13 protein-coding genes and 1 tRNA gene are annotated in these 16637 nt (G+C 76.0%); 4 read left to right on the plus strand and 10 right to left on the minus strand.

The features are described 5' to 3' along the window. Nucleotides 1-15 precede the first annotated feature (15 nt). Nucleotides 16-768 carry a class I SAM-dependent methyltransferase gene (locus ACI79R_RS09305; RefSeq protein ID WP_456573317.1) on the minus strand — a complete coding sequence of 251 codons (753 nt, stop codon included), beginning with the start codon at nt 766-768 and terminating at the stop codon, nt 16-18. A gap of 112 nt (nt 769-880) precedes the next feature. On the opposite strand from ACI79R_RS09305, the gene ACI79R_RS09310 reads away from it, so the two are divergent. Then, entirely contained in the window at nt 881-2617 is a 1737-nt protein-coding gene (locus ACI79R_RS09310; RefSeq protein WP_456573318.1) for a GMC oxidoreductase, read from the plus strand. Here ACI79R_RS09310 and ACI79R_RS09315 read toward each other — a convergent pair. The 4 genes from ACI79R_RS09315 to tmk all read right to left on the minus strand — a co-directional run bounded on the left by ACI79R_RS09315 (nt 2524) and on the right by tmk (nt 6730). Further along, complete coding sequence (locus ACI79R_RS09315; protein ID WP_456573319.1) at nt 2524-4614, minus strand: EAL domain-containing protein; 2091 nt, start codon at nt 4612-4614, stop codon at nt 2524-2526. The genes ACI79R_RS09310 and ACI79R_RS09315 overlap by 94 nt on opposite strands. Nucleotides 4615-4752: 138 nt before the next feature. Next, nucleotides 4753-4825, minus strand: a tRNA-Thr gene (locus tag ACI79R_RS09320). 49 nt (nt 4826-4874) lie between these two features. After that, entirely contained in the window at nt 4875-6071 is a 1197-nt protein-coding gene (locus tag ACI79R_RS09325; RefSeq protein ID WP_456573320.1) for a DNA polymerase III subunit delta', read from the minus strand. Further along, nucleotides 6068-6730: a dTMP kinase gene (gene tmk / locus ACI79R_RS09330; RefSeq protein ID WP_456573408.1), complete on the minus strand. Its 663-nt coding sequence runs from the start codon at nt 6728-6730 to the stop codon at nt 6068-6070. Before tmk ends, ACI79R_RS09325 begins: the two co-directional genes overlap by 4 nt. 82 nt (nt 6731-6812) lie before the next feature. On the opposite strand from tmk, the gene ACI79R_RS09335 reads away from it, so the two are divergent. Genes ACI79R_RS09335 through ACI79R_RS09345 form a run of 3 tightly spaced genes read left to right on the plus strand, consistent with a single transcriptional unit; the run spans nt 6813 to nt 8431 of the window. After that, nucleotides 6813-7607 (plus strand): trans-aconitate 2-methyltransferase, encoded by a 795-nt coding sequence (locus tag ACI79R_RS09335; protein ID WP_456573321.1) that lies wholly within the window; start codon nt 6813-6815, stop codon nt 7605-7607. A gap of 57 nt (nt 7608-7664) precedes the next feature. Continuing rightward, on the plus strand, nt 7665-8096 hold the full coding sequence (locus ACI79R_RS09340) for a hypothetical protein (protein ID WP_456573322.1): 432 nt from the start codon (nt 7665-7667) through the stop codon (nt 8094-8096). After that, a complete protein-coding gene (locus ACI79R_RS09345; RefSeq protein WP_456573323.1) occupies nt 8093-8431 on the plus strand; it encodes a winged helix-turn-helix domain-containing protein in 339 nt (112 codons plus the stop codon). Before ACI79R_RS09340 ends, ACI79R_RS09345 begins: the two co-directional genes overlap by 4 nt. Here the strand turns inward: ACI79R_RS09345 and ACI79R_RS09350 are convergent. The 5 genes from ACI79R_RS09350 to ACI79R_RS09370 form a co-directional block, all read right to left on the minus strand. Continuing rightward, nucleotides 8410-9183, minus strand: coding sequence for a class I SAM-dependent methyltransferase (locus ACI79R_RS09350; RefSeq protein ID WP_456573324.1), 774 nt, complete (start codon nt 9181-9183; stop codon nt 8410-8412). The genes ACI79R_RS09345 and ACI79R_RS09350 overlap by 22 nt on opposite strands. Next, nucleotides 9180-12089: a type I DNA topoisomerase gene (gene topA, locus ACI79R_RS09355; RefSeq protein WP_456573325.1), complete on the minus strand. Its 2910-nt coding sequence runs from the start codon at nt 12087-12089 to the stop codon at nt 9180-9182. Before topA ends, ACI79R_RS09350 begins: the two co-directional genes overlap by 4 nt. Before the next feature lie 198 nt (nt 12090-12287). Beyond that, a complete protein-coding gene (locus ACI79R_RS09360) occupies nt 12288-13802 on the minus strand; it encodes an alpha/beta hydrolase (protein ID WP_456573326.1) in 1515 nt (504 codons plus the stop codon). Beyond that, nucleotides 13799-14104: a hypothetical protein gene (locus tag ACI79R_RS09365; RefSeq protein ID WP_456573327.1), complete on the minus strand. Its 306-nt coding sequence runs from the start codon at nt 14102-14104 to the stop codon at nt 13799-13801. The genes ACI79R_RS09360 and ACI79R_RS09365 overlap by 4 nt, the downstream gene beginning before the upstream one ends. A gap of 174 nt (nt 14105-14278) precedes the next feature. After that, entirely contained in the window at nt 14279-16537 is a 2259-nt protein-coding gene (locus ACI79R_RS09370; protein ID WP_456573328.1) for a sodium-translocating pyrophosphatase, read from the minus strand. Nucleotides 16538-16637 lie beyond the last annotated feature (100 nt).

The following is a 16637-nucleotide window of genomic DNA, read 5'->3' on the forward strand; positions in this document are numbered from 1 at the left end:
GCCGCCGTCGGCGTGTCAGGAGCCCGCGACGTCGTGCAGGACGACGGTGACGAAGCCCAGCTGCCCGCGGTACCCGGCCAGCCACTCGCGGCGGTGCGTGCGGGCGATGCCCAGCGCCTCCTCGCGGTCGGCGGGGTCGGTCGCCTCGGTGAGCGCCCAGGTGGTCAGCGCCCCGGTCCAGGACCACTCGTAGTCGTCCCATTCGGCCGGGGTGCTGAGGTGCCCGTACGCGGGCTCGTAGCCCTGCCGCTCGACCTCCGCCATGAACCCGGCGAGGTCGGGCAGCTCCCCCGGCTCGGCGCCCAGCGCCGCCAGTGCCTCCGGCGTCGGGCCGGACTCCCAGAACCCGTCGCCGAGCAGCACGGTGCCGCCGGGCCGCAGGTGCCGGCGCAGCGCGGTCAGCGTGCCGGCCAGCCCGCCGAAGACGTGACTGGCCGCGACGCAGAGGACGGCGTCGAACCGGTCCCCCGACCAGGTGCCGGCGTCGGCCTGCTCCAGCCGCACCCGCCGGGACAGCCGGCGCGCGGCCGCCCGCGCGCGGGCCTCGGCGAGCGCGGGCCCGGACAGGTCGACGCCCACGCCCTCCAGCCCCGGCACCGACTCCAGCAGCGGCAGCAGCCACTCGCCGTAGCCGCAGCCGAGGTCGAGCACCCGGCCGCCGGCCGGCGGCGCCAGCCGCTCGATCAGCGTCCGCACGCTCTCGGGGGCCAGCGGGGCGGCGATCGGGTGCCACCGGTGCGCGATGGCACTGGCCTCGGCTCTGTCCACGGCCTCATGGTCCCCGGGACCGGCCCCGTCCTCCGGGCGACGCGCGGCCCCGGGGCACCCGATCGCGGGACGACCGCGCGCCGGCCGCCGCGGCGGCTGGCAGGGTGTCGGCGTGCGTGCACCCGATCCCCAGCACTACGACGTCCTCGTGGTCGGCAGCGGCTTCGGCGGCAGCGTGACCGCCCTTCGGCTCACCGAGAAGGGCTACCGGGTCGGGGTCCTGGAGGCCGGCCGCCGCTGGGCCGACGAGGACTTCGCCGCCACCTCCTGGGACCTCAAGCGCTTCCTCTGGGCCCCGCGGCTCGGGCTCAAGGGCATCCAGCGGGTGCACCTGCTGCGCGACGTGCTGGTCCTCGCCGGGGCGGGGGTCGGCGGCGGGTCGCTCAACTACGCGAACACGCTGTACGAGCCGCACTCCGACGCCTTCTACCGCGACCGGCAGTGGGCGCACATCACCGACTGGCGCGCCGAGCTCGCCCCCTACTACGACCAGGCCAAGCGGATGCTCGGCGTCGTCCAGAACCCCACGACGACGGCGTCGGACGAGGTGATCCGGCAGGTCGCCGAGGAGATGGGCGTCGGGCACACCTACCGGCGCACCCCGGTGGGCGTCTTCTTCGGACGGAACGGGCGCACCGAGCCCGGCGTCGAGGTCGACGACCCGTTCTTCGGCGGCGCCGGACCGCGCCGGCGGGGCTGCATCGAGGTCGGCGAGTGCATGACCGGATGCCGGCACAACGCCAAGAACACGCTGGTCAAGAACTACCTGTACCTGGCCGAGCGGGCCGGCGCGGAGGTGCACGCCGAGCGCACCGTCACCGCCGTGCGGCCGCGGCCCGGCGGCGGCTACGTCGTCGACACCGTGCGCACCGGCGCGTGGCGGGCTAAGGCGACGCGGCGGCGGTTCACCGCCGACCAGGTGGTCGTCGCCGCGGGCACCTGGGGCACCCAGCAGCTGCTGCACCGGATGAAGGCCGGCGGGCAGCTGCCGGGGTTGTCCGACCGCCTGGGCGTGCTGACCCGCACCAACTCCGAGTCGCTGGGCGGCGCCACCACCCGCTGGCGCAACCGGAACCGCCACGACTTCACCCGCGGCGTCGCCATCACCTCGTCGTTCCACCCCGACGAGCTCACCCACATCGAGCCGGTGCGCTACGGCAAGGGGTCCAACGCCATGGGCCTGCTGTCCACGCTGGCCACCAAGGGCGGCGGGCGGTACCCGCGGTGGCTGCTGTGGCTGGGCACCGCGATCCGCCACCCCGGGCGGTTGCTGTCGCTCTACGGCGGCATCGGCCGGTGGTCGGAGCGCACGATCATCGCGCTGGTCATGCAGACCCACGACAACTCGCTGACCCTCTATCCCAAGCGCGGCCTGTTCGGCCGGGTGCGGGTCACCTCCAAGCAGGGCCACGGGCTGCCCAACCCGACGTGGATCCCGGCCGCGCACGAGGCGCTGGAGCGGATGAGCGCGCACATCGACGGCTATCCGGGCAACAGCATCGGCGAGATCTTCGACATCCCGATGACCGCGCACTTCCTGGGCGGCGCCACGATCGGCGACTCCCCCGCGACCGGCGTCGTCGACCCCTACCACCGGGTCTTCGGTCACGAGGGGCTGCACGTGGTCGACGGCTCGACCATCTCGGCCAACATCGGGGTGAACCCGTCGCTGACGATCACCGCGCAGGCCGAGCGGGCGATGTCGTTCTGGCCGAACAAGGGCGAGGCCGATCCGCGCCCCGCCGTCGGCGCGGACTACGTGCGGCTGACGCCGGTGCCCCCGAGGGCGCCGGTCGTGCCGCCGTCGGCGCCGGCGGCGCTGCGGCTGCCGATCGTCGAGGTCAGCTGAGGGCAGGGCCCCGGCCGGCCGAGGTGGAAGCCCTGGCCCAGGCGGATGCCCAGCCGCTGCAGGGCGGCGGCCTCGGCCGCGGTCTCGATGCCCTCGGCCACGACCTCGGCGCCGATCTCGGTGCCGAAGGTGAGCAGCGCGCCGGCCAGGGCCCGCCGCGCCGGGTCGCCGTCCACCCCGGTGACCAGGTCGCGGTCGAGCTTGATGACGTCCGGGCGGAGGTTGAGGATGTGCCGCAGCGAGGCGAAGCCCGACCCGGCGTCGTCGACGGCCAACCGGACACCGAGCCGGCGCACCCGCTCCAGGGCGGCGGTCAGCGCCGCGTAGTCGTCGACGCCGACGTGCTCGGTGAGCTCGAGGATGACCGGCCGGTCCTCCGGCAGCCCGCGGAACAGCTCGGGCAGCTGCGCCGACAGCGCGGTGTCCGGGCCGACGTTGATCGACAGGTGGGTGCCGGGTGGCAGGCGCCGGAATGCGCCCAGCGCCGCGGCCACGGCCGACAGCTCGAGCTCGACGCCCAGCCCCACGGCCGCGGCGTCGGCGAACCACGCGTCCGGCGTCCGCTGCGGCCGGCCGGGGAAGCGGGCCAGTGCCTCGTGACCGACGACCCGGCCCGTGGCGAGCTCGACGATGGGCTGGAGGACGACGTCGGGGCCACCGGCCACGAGCAGCTGCTCGATGCGCGCCCGGCGGATGCGGTGCTCGTCCTCCGCGGCCAGCGCGGCGGCGTGCTCCTCGGTGACGTCGCGCATGGAGGTGACCACGTACTCCACCGCGCCGCCGGCCCCCCGGACCGGCTCCGTGGTGACGCTCAGCCAGCGCACCCCCGCGGGCCCGGCCATGCCGACGACCTGGCCGCGCTGCCCCTCGCCGGTGCGGAAGGCGGTGCGGGTGGGCAGGTCGACGGCCTCCCACGGGGTGCCGTCGAGCCGGAACGCCCGCCAGGGCGGCTTGGGCCCGACGGTCAGCTGGTGGGAGTCCATGCCGAGCAGCTCGTGGGCGGCGGGGTTGCTGGCGACGATGCGGTCGTCGCGGTCCCACATGAGGACGCCGTCGCCCAGGTGCTGCAGCAGCGTGGACTGGACCTGCTCGAGCTCCCGGGTGCGGGCCAGCGCCTCGCGGAGCAGCTCGCCCTCGCGGGTCAGCCGGCGGCGGATGGCGGCGTACTCGCCGACCAGGGCGGCCACGAGCACGCAGGCGGCGAGCACGGACAGGACGCGGGCGGTGTACCAGGCGCCGCTGTAGCGGGCCGGCCCGGCCAGGCTGACGACGACCTCCCCGAGCGCCGCCGCGGCGGCCAGCCCGGTCCAGCGCAGCGGCCCCGTGCGACCCCAGGAACCGGCGATCGTCACCGCGGAGCAGACCACCAGCAGCGGCAGCAGCCACGGCCCCGTCGTCCGGGTGAGCCCGCTGGTGTCGTTGCCGACGATGAGGGTGGGCAGCCGGTCCACGACCGCCAGCAGCAGGCCCGCGCCCGCCGTCGCGAGCAGCCCGGCGATCCCGTGCACCGCGATGGCCAGCGGAGTGCGCCGGCCGGGCGGGACGGTGGCCCGCAGGCGGCGCGGCCAGGGCGCCATCGACAGGGCGACGAGCACGGCGAACCCGCCGTGCCACACGGCCCAGAGCCAGGGGGTGACCGCGGCCGCGCCGGTCCACGCGCCCTGCATGCCGGCCTCGCCGGGATAGGCCAGCCCCCGGTACACGGCGGTGAGCAGGGCGAAGACGTAGCTCCCGGCGAGGAGCAGCGTCCGGGGTTCGCCCGTCGTCCGGAAGATGCTGGTCAGGAGGACGACGCTGAACAGGTCGAAGCAGGCGACGACCACGAGCAGCAGCGGGACCAGTCCCGGGCGGCCGGGCAACTGCACCGAGACCAACAGCGGCAGGGCGGCCAGCAGCACCGCGATCCCGGCGAGGGGCAGCAGCGAGGACCACGGCAGCCGCACCGGGCGCCGGCCGTCCCGGACCGCGGCGCTCGACGGGGTGGTCACGCGGCTCATTTCGGCACGGTCCCGTCCGGCCTTGAGGCGACCCCTCCCCTCCGGGTGAGGCCGGGTGCACGGCCCCGGAACGACGCAGCGGCACCGGAACGACGCAGCGGCCCCGCCCGGGAGGGGCGGGGCCGCTGGGAAGACGCGAGCCGCCTGTCGGAATCGAACCGACGACCTTCTCATTACGAGTGAGATGCTCTACCGACTGAGCTAAGGCGGCGACGTGCGGCGACCAGTCTAGGGCACCGGTGGACGCCTCCTGCGGAGGGTCAGGCCCGCTCCGCCGGGAGTCGCAGCGCCACGGTGAGCGCCTCGACGGCCACCTGCGGCTTCACGTTCTGCTCCAGCGCCGTGCGGCAGGCCAGCACCGCGTCAATGCGGCGCAGCGCCCCCTCGGCGCCGATGCGGGCGGCCAGCTCCTCGGCGTCGGCCCGCCGGTCGGGGTGGGCGAGCGCCGGGGCCTCCCCGCCCCCGGCGCGGACCGCGGCCAGCACCAGCGCGTCGCGGTAGAGAGCGGCGAGGTCGACCAGCGCCCGGTCCAGGGAGTCGCGGCCCAGCCGGGTGGCCCGCGACTTCTGCCGCTTCTCCAGCTCCTTGAGCTGGCCGGCGCCGCGGCTGGCGGCGGCCACGCCGGGCCCGCGGGCGCCGACGCCGAGGCTGGCCTTGACCGCCTCGGTCTCCGCGCCGTCGAGCGCGGCGCTGGTGCGGTCGGATTCATCCTTGGCCGCCCCGACCAGCTCGTCGGCGGCGTTGAGGCACGCGGCCAGCGAGACCAGTGACAGCGGGATGTCGAGCACCGCCTTGCGGGCCAGCCGGGCAGCCTCGTCGCGGGCCAGGTGCCGCGCCCGCCCGACGTGGCCGCCGGCGGCCGCGGCCGACCAGGCGGCCAGCGCCGGGTCCACGCCGTCCCGCCGGACCAGGACGTCGGCGACGTCCTCGACCCGCGGCGTCCGCAGGCCCACCACGCGGCAGCGCGAGCGGATCGTCACCGAGACGTCCTCCGGGTGCAGGCTCGGCGCGCACAGCATGACGACCGTCCGCGGCGGCGGCTCCTCGATCATCTTCAGGACGGCGTTGGCCGCCGACTCGCTCATCCGGTCGGCGTCCTCGACGATGATCATCTGCCAGCGGCCCTGGGACGGCGCCCGGCCGGCGATCCGCACCAGTTCCCGCGCCTCGGCCACGCCGATCGACAGGCCCTCGGGGTTGATCAGGTTGAGGTCGGCGTGCGTGCCCGACAGCACGGTGCGGCACTCGTGGCAGGTGCCGTCGCCGCCGGCCGGGCACTGCAGCGCCGCGGCGAAGGCGCGGGCGGCGACCGAGCGCCCCGAGCCGGGCGGCCCGGTGAACAGCCAGGCGTGGGTCATCGCCGCGGGGTCGGCGACCGCGGCGCGGAGCGTGGCGACGACCTCCGGCTGGCCGATGACGTCGGCCCACACGCCCTCGGCGACGGCCGGGGCGCTCATCTCCGGCCGTCCAACCGGGCGCGGACCGCGGTGCGGATGTCGCCGGCGAGGTCGTCGGCGCCGCGGGTGGCGTCCAGCACCAGGTAGCGCGCCGGCTCCGCGGCCGCGAGGTCGAGGAAGGTGCGCCGCACCGCCTCGTGGAACTCCAGCGACTCGGCCTCGATGCGGTCGGCGGCGGCCCGCCCGCGGGCGCGGGCCAGGCCGGTGGCCGGCGGCAGGTCCAGCAGCACGGTCAGGTCGGGCACCAGCCCCTGGGTGGCCCAGCGGGAGAGGCCGGCCACCTCCTCGACCGACAGGGCGCGCCCGGCGCCCTGGTAGGCCAGGGAGCTGTCGACGTAGCGGTCGGTGACCACGACCGCTCCCTCGGCCAGCGCCGGCCGCAGCACGGTCTCCACGTGCTGGGCGCGGTCGGCGGCGTAGAGCAGGGCCTCGGCGCGCGGCACCAGGCCGGCGGTGGCCCGGTCGAGCACGATCGCGCGGATCGCCGCGCCCGGCCCGCTGTCGCCGGGCTCGAAGGTGACCCGGACGGCGTGCCCCTCCTCCGCCAGCCAGCCGGCCAGGGTGCGCACCTGGGTGGACTTGCCCGCTCCCTCGCCGCCCTCGAAGGCGACGAACAGCCCGGTGGACGGACCGGGCTGGCGCGCGCGGGCGGGGTCGATCGGAGGGCTCCCTGGAACGGTGGCGGACGGCCGCGCCCACGGTACCGGGGCCGGCCGACGATCCCGGGCCTAGCGTCGGGCCGTGGACGACGCCCCGTGGGACCCGGCCGGCTACCTGCGCTTCGGCGACGAGCGGGCGCGGCCGTTCGCCGACCTGCTCGCCCGCGTGGGCGCCTCCGCACCGCGCCTGGTGGTCGACCTCGGCTGCGGCGAGGGCGGGCTGACCGCCTCGCTGGCGCGGCGCTGGCCCGGCGCGCGGGTCACCGGCGTGGACTCCTCCCCCGAGATGCTGGCCGCCGCGGCCGCGCACGCCGTGCCGGGGCGGGTGGCGTTCACCGCCGGCGACGTCCGGGACTGGCGGCCGGCCGAGCCGGTCGACGTCCTGGTGAGCAACGCGGTGCTGCACTGGGTGCCCGGGCACGAGCGACTGCTGGCCCGCTGGGCCGGGCAGCTGGCCGCTGGCGGCTGGCTGGCCGTGCAGGTGCCGGGCAACGCCGGGGCGCCGACCCACCGGCTGCTGGCCGAGCTGTGCCGCTCGCCGCGGTGGGCCGACCGGCTGGCCGGCGTCGCTCCCCCGGCGGACCCGGTGCTGCCGCCGGCGGGCTACCTCGACGTCCTCACCGCGGCCGGGCTCGGCGCCGACGTCTGGGAGACGACCTACCTGCACCGGCTGTCCGGACCCGATCCGGTGCTGGGCTGGGTGCGGAGCACGGTGCTGCGGCCGGTGCTGGCCCGGCTGGCTCCCGACGACGCCGCCGTCCTCACCGCCGAGTACGCCGCCGCCCTGCGCGCGGCCTATCCGCCCCGCCCGGACGGGACGACGGTGCTGCCGTTCCGCCGGGTGTTCGCGGTCGGCCACCGAGCGGCAACTACTTGACTGACAGGAAAGTTCTTGCCACGGTGTCGTCACCGACTCCCGAGGTGAGGTCCCGCGATGACCGTTCCCACGCCCACGTCCGCCGCCGCGCTGCTCGCGCAGGCCGATGCCGCCGGCGCCCGCGTCCGGAGGGAGGCCGACCGGGCGGCCTCCGGTTTCCTGCTCACGCTGGGCCTGGCCAGCGCGGGCTTCCTCCTGGCCCAGCCGGTCGCCGGCAGCGAGCGCGGCGTCGTGGCCGCCGCCCTGCCGTTCGCGCTGGCCGTCGCCGGGGCGGCACTGGCGCTGGTGGTGGGCCGCCGCTCCACGCAGGTGGGCTTCAGCCGGCGGTTCGGCCTCACCATGGGCGCCTGGGCGGCGGTGTTCGCCGTCGGGCTCGCCGTGGGGCGCACCCGGCCGGAACTCGCCGCCGAGTGGGCCTGGTGGGGTCCGCTGGCCGTGCTGGCCGCGCTGCCGTGCCTCGTCGGCGCCTGGCGCGAGCTGCCCCGGTGACCACGGCGGACGGCCATCCCCGGCACGGCCTGGACGAGACCATCCACGCCCCGGTCCGGTTCTCGGTGATGGCGACGCTGGCCGCCGCCGAGGAGGCCGAGTTCGGCTTCGTGCGCGACGGCGTGCAGGTCAGCGACTCGATGCTGTCGAAGACGGTGAGCGCGCTGGAGCGGGCCGGCTACGTGGAGGTGCGCAAGGGCTACGTGGGCAAGCGGCCGCGCACGTGGCTGCGGCTGTCCCGCCGCGGCCGCGAGGCGTTCACCGCGCACGTCGCGGCGCTGCGCGCGATCGCCGGACCGGCGCTCGGCGGCGATCAGGCGGGCGTGAGCCGGTAGGCCGTCGTCCGGTAGGGCAGCTCGAGCACCGAGCGGCCGCGGGTGTCGGGGTGGCCGGCCAGCAGGTCGCGCAGGTCGCCGAGGAAGGCCGCGCGGCCGGCGGCGTCCATCGTGGCCACGTAGCTGCGGGTGCCGATACCGGCCACCACCTGCTCGGGCGTCAGCCGCTGCACGAGGCCGGACTCGAACATCTCGACGCGCGCCGGGAGTGCCCGGGCGATCAGCTCGACGACGCCCTGGTCGGCCTCCGCGTTCCGCGACTCCGCGGCCAGCCGCTCCCCCAGCGCGCCGACCCACGGCACCCGCTCGTCGCGGCTGTTCCAGACCAGCCCGACGACGCCGCCCGGGCGCAGCAGGCGCCGCATCTCCGCGGCCGCCGGCTCCGGGGCGAACCAGTGCGCGGCCTGCCCGGCCACCACCGCGTCGACCGAGCCGTCGGGCAGCGGAACCGCCTCGGCGCTCCCGACCGCGGTCTGCACCTGCGGCAGTCGCGCCCGCAGCTGGGCCAGCATCTCCGCCGACGGATCGACGGCGACCACCTCGTGGCCGGCAGCCACCAGCACCTCGGTGAGCAGGCCGGTGCCGGCGCCCAGGTCGAGCGCCCGCCGCGGCCCCGGACCCAGCAGGAAGGCGACCACGTCGGCCGGATAGCCGGGGCGCAGCGCCGCGTAGTCGGCGGCGACCGATCCGAACGACGTCCGCCGCGCCTGCCAGGTGGCCGGGTCCAGCGACTCGGTCCCGCCCGGGCTCACGCCAGCGGGACGGCGTCGGCCGCCGCCTTCGCGGTCGCCTTCTTGGTCGCCTTCGTGGCGGTGGTCTTCGTGGCGGTGGTCTTCTTGGCGGTGGTCTTCTTGGCCGCGGCCGTCGTGGTGGCCGCCGTCTTCTTCGCCGTCGCCTTCTTGGTGGCCTTCTTCTTCGTGGCCGCCGGGCGGCTGCGCCGGTCGGCCAGCAGCTCCGCCGCCCGCTCGAGGGTGATCGACTCGACGTCGTCGCCCTTGCGCAGGCTGGCGTTGGTCTCGCCGTCGGTGACGTACGGGCCGAACCGGCCCTCCCGCACGGTCACCGCGCCCTGGGTGACCGGGTCGTTGCCCAGCTCCTTGAGCGGCGCCGCCGCGGCCCGCCGGCCACGCTGCTTGGGCTGGGCGAAGATCGCCAGCGCCTCGTCCAGCGTGGTGGTGAACAGCGCCTCCTCGCTGGGCAGCGACCGGGAGTCGGTGCCCTTCTTGAGGTAGGGGCCGTAGCGGCCGTTGAGCGCCTGGATCTCCTCGCCGTCGGGGGCGGTGCCCACCGTGCGCGGGAGGGTGAGCAGCTTGAGGGCGTCCTCGAGGGTGACCGTCTCCGGCGACATCGAGGAGAACAGGCTGGCCGTGCGCGGCGCGGCCTTGCTGCCCTCGGGGACAACCGTGGTCACGTAGGGGCCGTAGCGGCCGGCCTTGACCACCACGGGCAGCCCGGACTCCGGGTCGGTGCCCAGCTCGCGGTCGCTGGACGGCGCGGCGAGCAGCTCGGCGACCTTCTCGCTGGTCAGCTCGTCGGGCGCGAGGTCCTCGGGGATGCTGATCCGCGGCCCGTCCTCGCCGCCGGCCTGCAGGTAGGGCCCGTAGCGGCCGACCCGGACCACGACCGGCTCGCCGTTCGGCCCGGTCGCCCGCAGCGGGATGGAGTTGACACCGCGGGCGTCGATCTCCTCCAGGCGCTGGCCGATGACCTGCTTCAGACCGCCCGCCTGGGCGATCGCGCCCGCGTGCCGGCCCTCGCCGCCGAAGTAGAACTCGGTCAGCCAGTCGACCCGGTGCAGCGCACCGTTGGCGATCTCGTCGAGCTCCTCCTCCAGGGAGGCGGTGAAGTCGTAGTCGACCAGCTGGGCGAAGTGCTGCTCCAGCAGGTTGACCACCGCGAAGGCGACGAAGGAGGGCACCAGCGCGGCGCCCTTCTTCCACACGTACCCGCGGTCCTGGATGGTCTGCATGATCGACGCGTAGGTCGACGGCCGGCCGATGCCCAGCTCCTCGAGCCGGGCCACCAGGCTGGGCTCGGTGTAGCGGGACGGCGGCGTGGTGGTGTGGCCCTTGGCCTCGAGCTCCCGGGTGTCGAGCTGCTGACCGCGCTCGAGCCGCGGCAGCCGGCGCTCGGCGTCGTCGCTGCCGTGGTCGTCGTCGCCCGAGCCGGCCGCGCCCTCGTCGCGCGACTCGACGTAGGCCCGCAGGAAGCCGGGGAAGGTGATCGTGCGGCCGCTGGCGGTGAACTCCACCCGCTCGTCGGTGGCGCTGCGGCCGGCCAGCCGGATGCTCACCGTCTGCCCGACGGCGTCGGCCATCTGCGAGGCCACGGTGCGCTGCCAGATCAGCTCGTACAGGCGGAACTCGTCACGGGCGAGCTGGCCGGCGAGCTGACCCGGGGTGCGGAAGCTGTCGCCGGCGGGACGGATCGCCTCGTGCGCCTCCTGGGCGCCCTTGGCCTTCTTCGCGTACCGCCGCGGCTCGGCCGGCACGTAGGCGTCGCCGTAGAGCTCGCGGGCCTGGGTGCGGGCGGCGTTGATGGCCTCGTTCGACAGGTTCGTCGAGTCGGTCCGCATGTAGGTGATGTGGCCGTTCTCGTACAGCCGCTGGGCCACCCGCATGACCTGCGCCGACGACCAGCCCAGCTTGCGGCCGGCCTCCATCTGCAGCGTGGAGGTGGTGAACGGCGCGTACGGCCGGCGGCGGTAGGGCTTCTCGTCGACCCGGGAGACGGTGACCGGGCGGCCCTCGAGCCGGGCGGCCAGCCCGCGGGCGCCGGCCTCGTCGAGGTGGACGACGTCGCCGGTGACCTGGCCGGTGGCCGGGTCGAAGTCGCGGCCGGTGGCGACGCGGCTGTCGTCGACGCTCACCAGCCGGGCGCGCAGGGTCGCGGGCTCGCCCTCGTCGGCGCCGGCGGTCTTCCCGGAGACGGCGAAGGTGCCCTCCAGCGACCAGTAGTCGGCGGCGTGGAAGGCCATCCGCTCGCGCTCGCGCTCGACCACGATCCGGGTCGCCACCGACTGGACGCGGCCGGCCGACAGCTTCGGCAGGACCTTCTTCCAGAGGACGGGGCTGACCTCGTAGCCGTAGAGGCGGTCGAGGATGCGGCGGGTCTCCTGGGCGTCGACCAGCGCGGTGTCGAGCTCGCGCGGGTTGGCCACGGCGCGGGCGATCGCCTCCGGGGTGATCTCGTGGAAGACCATCCGGCGCACCGGCACCCGCGGCTTGAGCGTGTCGACCAGGTGCCAGGCGATGGCTTCGCCCTCGCGGTCCTCATCGGTGGCGAGGTAGACCTCGCTGGCCTCCTTGACCAGCTGCTTGAGCCGGCTGACCTGCTGCTTGCGGTCGGGGCTGATCACGTACAGCGGCTCGAAGGCGTTGTCGACGTCGACGCCCAGCCGGGCCCAGGACGCACCCTTGTGCTCGGCCGGGACGTCCGCGGCGTTGCGCGGCAGGTCGCGGATGTGCCCGACGCTGGCCTCGACCACGTACCCGCTGCCGAGATAGCCGGCGATCTTCCCGGCCTTGGTCGGCGACTCCACGATGACCAGCGGGCGGCCTCCCGCAGCGGCGGTCCGGCGGCGGGCAGGCGTGCTCGTCCCGCCGGCGGGTGCGCTGGCGGTCTCGCTGCCGGTCTTCGCGGTCTTCGTGGGGGGCACGGTGCTCCTGTCGGTGGTGCGCTGTCCTGCGGGTGCCGCGACCGCGGCACCGGGGGTGTCGGCGCGGCGACACCACCCTCGGCTCCGCCACGGTAGGCCACGATGCCGCTGCGGCACCCGGTGGTGACCCGGAGTGGGCGTGCCGACACCCCGTCCCAACGCGGCCGGCGGCCGGCTGTTCCCGGCCGCCCGCGCTGCTCACCGGGGCCCCGTCCCGGCCACCACCTCGCCGATCGCGGCGACCGTCGGGTGCTCCGCGGCGTAGTACTCGCCGTGCCACTGACCCAGCTCGGTGGGCAGCTCCGTGGCGAGGAAGCCGGGCTCGGTGGGGTCCAGTCCGTGCCACCCCGTCCAGGTCACCGGGTCGATCGGACTGGCGGCCGCGAAGACCTCGGGGGCCTCGAGGTCGAGGGCGATGTGGTCCATGCCGGGGCTGCCCAGCACCACCAGCGCGTCGGCGGGCAGCTCGCCGGGCCGGTCGACCGCGCGGTCGGCCACGACGGTGCCGTAGCTGTGCGCCACCACGGTCACCCGGGCCGGGTCGTCGGCGCGCAGGGCGGCCACCCCGCGCAGCGTCGTGTCGAGCGCCCGGCCGCCCACCTCGGCAGCCGAGTTGCCGAGTGCCTCCCGCAGGCTGGGGGTGCGGTAGCCGAGCCAGGCGATGGTGGCCACGGCGGCGCCGGGGGCGGCGGTCGCCGCGGTGCCGGCCACCGCGGCCGCGTCGTCGGCGAGGTCGTCGAGGTCCGTGTCGGGCTCGTTCCCGACACCGGGGACCAGCACGCCGACCGCGTCGGCGGTGTCGACGTCCCCGAGCGCCACCGCGACCAGCCCGTCCTCCGGCTGGAAGAGGTACAGCTGCGCCTCCTCCCCGGCGGCCGCACGGGCGGCCAGCTCGGCGTCGGCCGCCACGGCCACCGGGTGCCCGGGTGCCGTCGGGTCGGCCAGGGCGCGCTCGAGGAGCGCGCGGTTGGCCTGGTCGCGGGCCCATGCCGGCACGCCGTCCAGCCCGCCGACGCCCTCGGGGTCCGCGGCGACCACGGCGAGCCGCTCGCCGGAGGACAGCCCCGCCCACCACCGGGCGGCCGCCTCCGGGGTCAGGCCCGGCGGCACCGGCGGTGCCGGTGGGGGCACCCCCCACCCGGTCAGCCCGGCGAGTGCCGGGAAGTCGGCCGGCGCGCGGCCGTCGACCACACCGACGGCCCGGAGCGCCTCGCCGGCCTCGACCCCCGCCGCGACCGCGCGGGCCGCCGCCGCCAGCGCCTCGGCGGCCAGCGCCTGGGCGCGCTCGACGGTCGGCGCCGCCTCGACCGCCGCGCCCAGCCGGCCGACCGGACCGGCACCGGCCGGCGCGAGGGGGCCGGCGCGGCCGGCGTCGTCGAGGTCGACCGGCACGGTCGACGCCACCGCCAGCGCCTCGCCCGCCAGCTCGTGGGCGGCGCCGGCCTCGGCGACCATGCGCCGGGCGGCCGCGGCGGACTCCGCGAGCGCCCCCGCCACCCGGATCGCGACCTCGGCCACCCCCGCCAGGGCGGTGCGGGCCACGGTGGCCGCGCTGCCGGACCAGACCAGGGGGTCCCCCACGGCCGCACCGACGGTCTCGACGCCGGTGCGCCAGGAGGGCAGCCGGTCGGCCACTGCCACCAGGTGGGCGACGCCCGTGGCCAGGAGGGACACGTCCCAGGCCGCGACCTCCCGGAGCCCCACGCCGGTCACCGGGGGCTCCCGACGCGCACCACCGCGGCGAGCGCGGTGTCGGCGGCCACGTACGAGGCCGCCGCGGCACCGAGCGTCCGGGCGACCGCGGCGGCTCCCTCCGCCGTGGCCTCGACCAGCCCGGCCCACGCCGCCCCGAGGTCCGCGGTGCGCTCGCCGGCGACGCCGTCCAGGGCACCGCGGCAGAACACACCGGCCGTGCGGCAGACGTCGGAGTCGTGGGCGAGGTCGGCGGCCAGGCCGGCCAGCGAATCGGCCAGTGCCGCGACCAGACCGGGCGAGATGGTGAGCGTGTCGGACACGTGCGGGACCTCCGGGCGGACGGCGCCGGTCCCCGTCCGGGCCGGCGGCGGCCGGACGCTAGGCCGCCGCCACCCCGGGACGCGCCGGGCCGTCCACACCGGAGGGCTGCGTCCACAACCGCCCGGCCGAACCCCCGGCGGCCCCTGGACCGCCGGAGGATCCCGCCCGTGGGATCAGGGAGCGGACGCCGTCAGCTTCTGCGCCGGCTGGCCGCTGGCGTCGCCGCCGACGACGACCGACCGGCGCTTGGAGACGACCACCGCCGCGACGATGACCAGCACGGCGGCCAGCGCGATGAGCACGCGCAGGCCGGTGTTCTGGTCCTCGCCCACCGACATGCCCACCACCGCGGGGGCGATGAGCAGCGCGACCAGGTTCATCACCTTGATCAGCGGGTTGATGGCCGGGCCGGCGGTGTCCTTGAACGGGTCGCCGACGGTGTCGCCGATGACCGTCGCCGCGTGCGCCTCGCTGCCCTTCCCGCCGTACGCGCCGTCCTCCACCATCTTCTTGGCGTTGTCCCACGCGCCGCCGGAGTTGGCGAGGAACACCGCCATCAGCGTGCCGGCCGCGATCGCGCCGACGAGATAGGCGGCCAGGGGGCCGAAGCCCAGGCCGAAGCCGACCGCGACCGGGGCGAGGACGGCGAGCAGGCCGGGCGTGGCCAGTTCGCGCAGCGAGTCCTTGGTGCAGATGTCGACCACGCGGCTGTAGTCGGGCCGCTCGCTGAAGTCCATGATCCCGGGGTGCGTGCGGAACTGCTCCCGCACCTCGAAGACCACCCGGCCGGCCGCCCGGGACACGGCGCTGATCGCCAGCCCGGAGAAGAGGAAGACGACGGCGGCCCCCAGCACCGCCCCCACCACGTTGTTCGGGTTGACCAGGCTGAACGCGGCGCCGAGGTCGACCCCGTCGAGGGCCGCGCGCACCTGCTCGTTGTAGGAGCCGAACAGCGCGGTGGCGGCGAGGACGGCGGTGGCGATCGCGATGCCCTTGGTGATCGCCTTGGTGGTGTTGCCGACGGCGTCGAGGTCGGTGAGCACGCGGGCGCCCTCGTCGTCGATGTCACCGGACATCTCGGCGATGCCCTGGGCGTTGTCGCTGACCGGCCCGAAGGTGTCCATCGAGACGATGACGCCGGCCGTGGTGAGCAGGCCGCAGCCGGCCAGGGCGACGGCGTAGAGCGCCGCGCCGCCGCCGATGAGGAAGGCGGCGTACACCGCGCCGCCGATCAGCAGCGCCGCGTACACCGCGCTCTCCAGCCCGAGCGAGATGCCGGAGAGGATGACCGTGGCCGGGCCGGTGAGGGAACTGCGGCCGACGTCCTTGACCGGCTTGCGGGAGGTCTCGGTGAAGTAGCCGGTGAGCATCTGGATCGCCGCGGCCAGGACGATGCCGATCAGGACGGCGAGGAACCCGAGCACCTGCGGGCTGACGACGGTGTCCTCGAGGTCGGCGACGGTGGGCAGCACGGTGAACGACGCGACTGCCACGAGCACCAGGGAGACGACGGCCGAGGTGAAGAAGCCGCGGTTGATGGGCGCCAGCCCGCTGGCGTCGGTCTTGCCCGGGTTGCTGGCGAGGATGCCGACGACCGAGGCGATGATCCCGATGGCGGCGACCACCAGCGGGAAGACCATGCCGACCGGGCCGAAGACGACCTGGCCCAGGATCAGCGCGGCGACCAGGGTCACCGCGTAGGACTCGAAGAGGTCGGCGGCCATCCCGGCGCAGTCACCGACGTTGTCGCCCACGTTGTCGGCGATGGTCGCCGCGTTGCGGGGGTCGTCCTCGGGGATGCCGGCCTCGACCTTGCCGACCAGGTCGGCGCCGACGTCGGCGGCCTTGGTGAAGATCCCGCCGCCGACGCGCATGAACATGGCCAGCAGCGCGCCGCCGAAGCCGAAGCCCTCGAGCACCACCGGCGCCGTCTCGCCGAACAGCAGCAGGGCCAGCGAGGCGCCGAAGAGGCCGAGCCCGACGGTGATCATCCCGCAGACGCCTCCGGTGCGGTACGCGATGCGGAAGGCCGGCCGGTAGCCGCCGGCCCGCGCCGCCGCGGCGACCCGCACGTTGCCGCGGGTGGCCAGCGTCATCCCGATGAACCCGACCATGGCGGAGAACAGCGCGCCGACCAGGAAGAACAGGGCGCGGCCGATCCGCGTGCCCCAGCCGCCGTCGTGCACCGGGAGCACGAGCAGCAGGAGGAAGACGATCACGGCGAAGACACCGAGAGTCTTGAACTGGCGCCTCAGGTAGGCCCCGGCGCCCTCCTGGATCGCCCGTGCGATGTCACGCATCGTCGTCGTCCCCTGGTCCGCGGCCATGACCGCACGCACCAGGAAGGCGGCGAAGGCGAGGGCGGCGAGGGAGATGGCGAGGACGATCGTCACGAGGGCGATGTCCCCGCCGCTGAGCGCGCTGTCCGGCATGTGGTTCCTCCAAGCGGTCGGCTGCTGCCGGGACACGCTCGCGCCCCGGGCGGCGGAGGTCTCGTCCGAGCCGGCGGTGGCCCGTCTGCGGGGACGCCGC

The sequence above is a fragment of the Blastococcus sp. SYSU D00820 genome (assembly GCF_054050695.1).

Excerpts from the sequence above, each read along its gene's own strand:
- ACI79R_RS09370 (WP_456573328.1), bottom strand. The coding sequence starts at position 16,537 with ATGCCGGACAGCGCGCTCAGCGGCGGGGACATCGCCCTCGTGACGATC.
- ACI79R_RS09325 (WP_456573320.1), bottom strand. The coding sequence starts at position 6,071 with ATGAGCGCCCCGGCCGTCGCCGAGGGCGTGTGGGCCGACGTCATCGGC.
- ACI79R_RS09315 (WP_456573319.1), bottom strand. The coding sequence starts at position 4,614 with ATGAGCCGCGTGACCACCCCGTCGAGCGCCGCGGTCCGGGACGGCCGG.
- ACI79R_RS09340 (WP_456573322.1), top strand. The coding sequence starts at position 7,665 with ATGACCGTTCCCACGCCCACGTCCGCCGCCGCGCTGCTCGCGCAGGCC.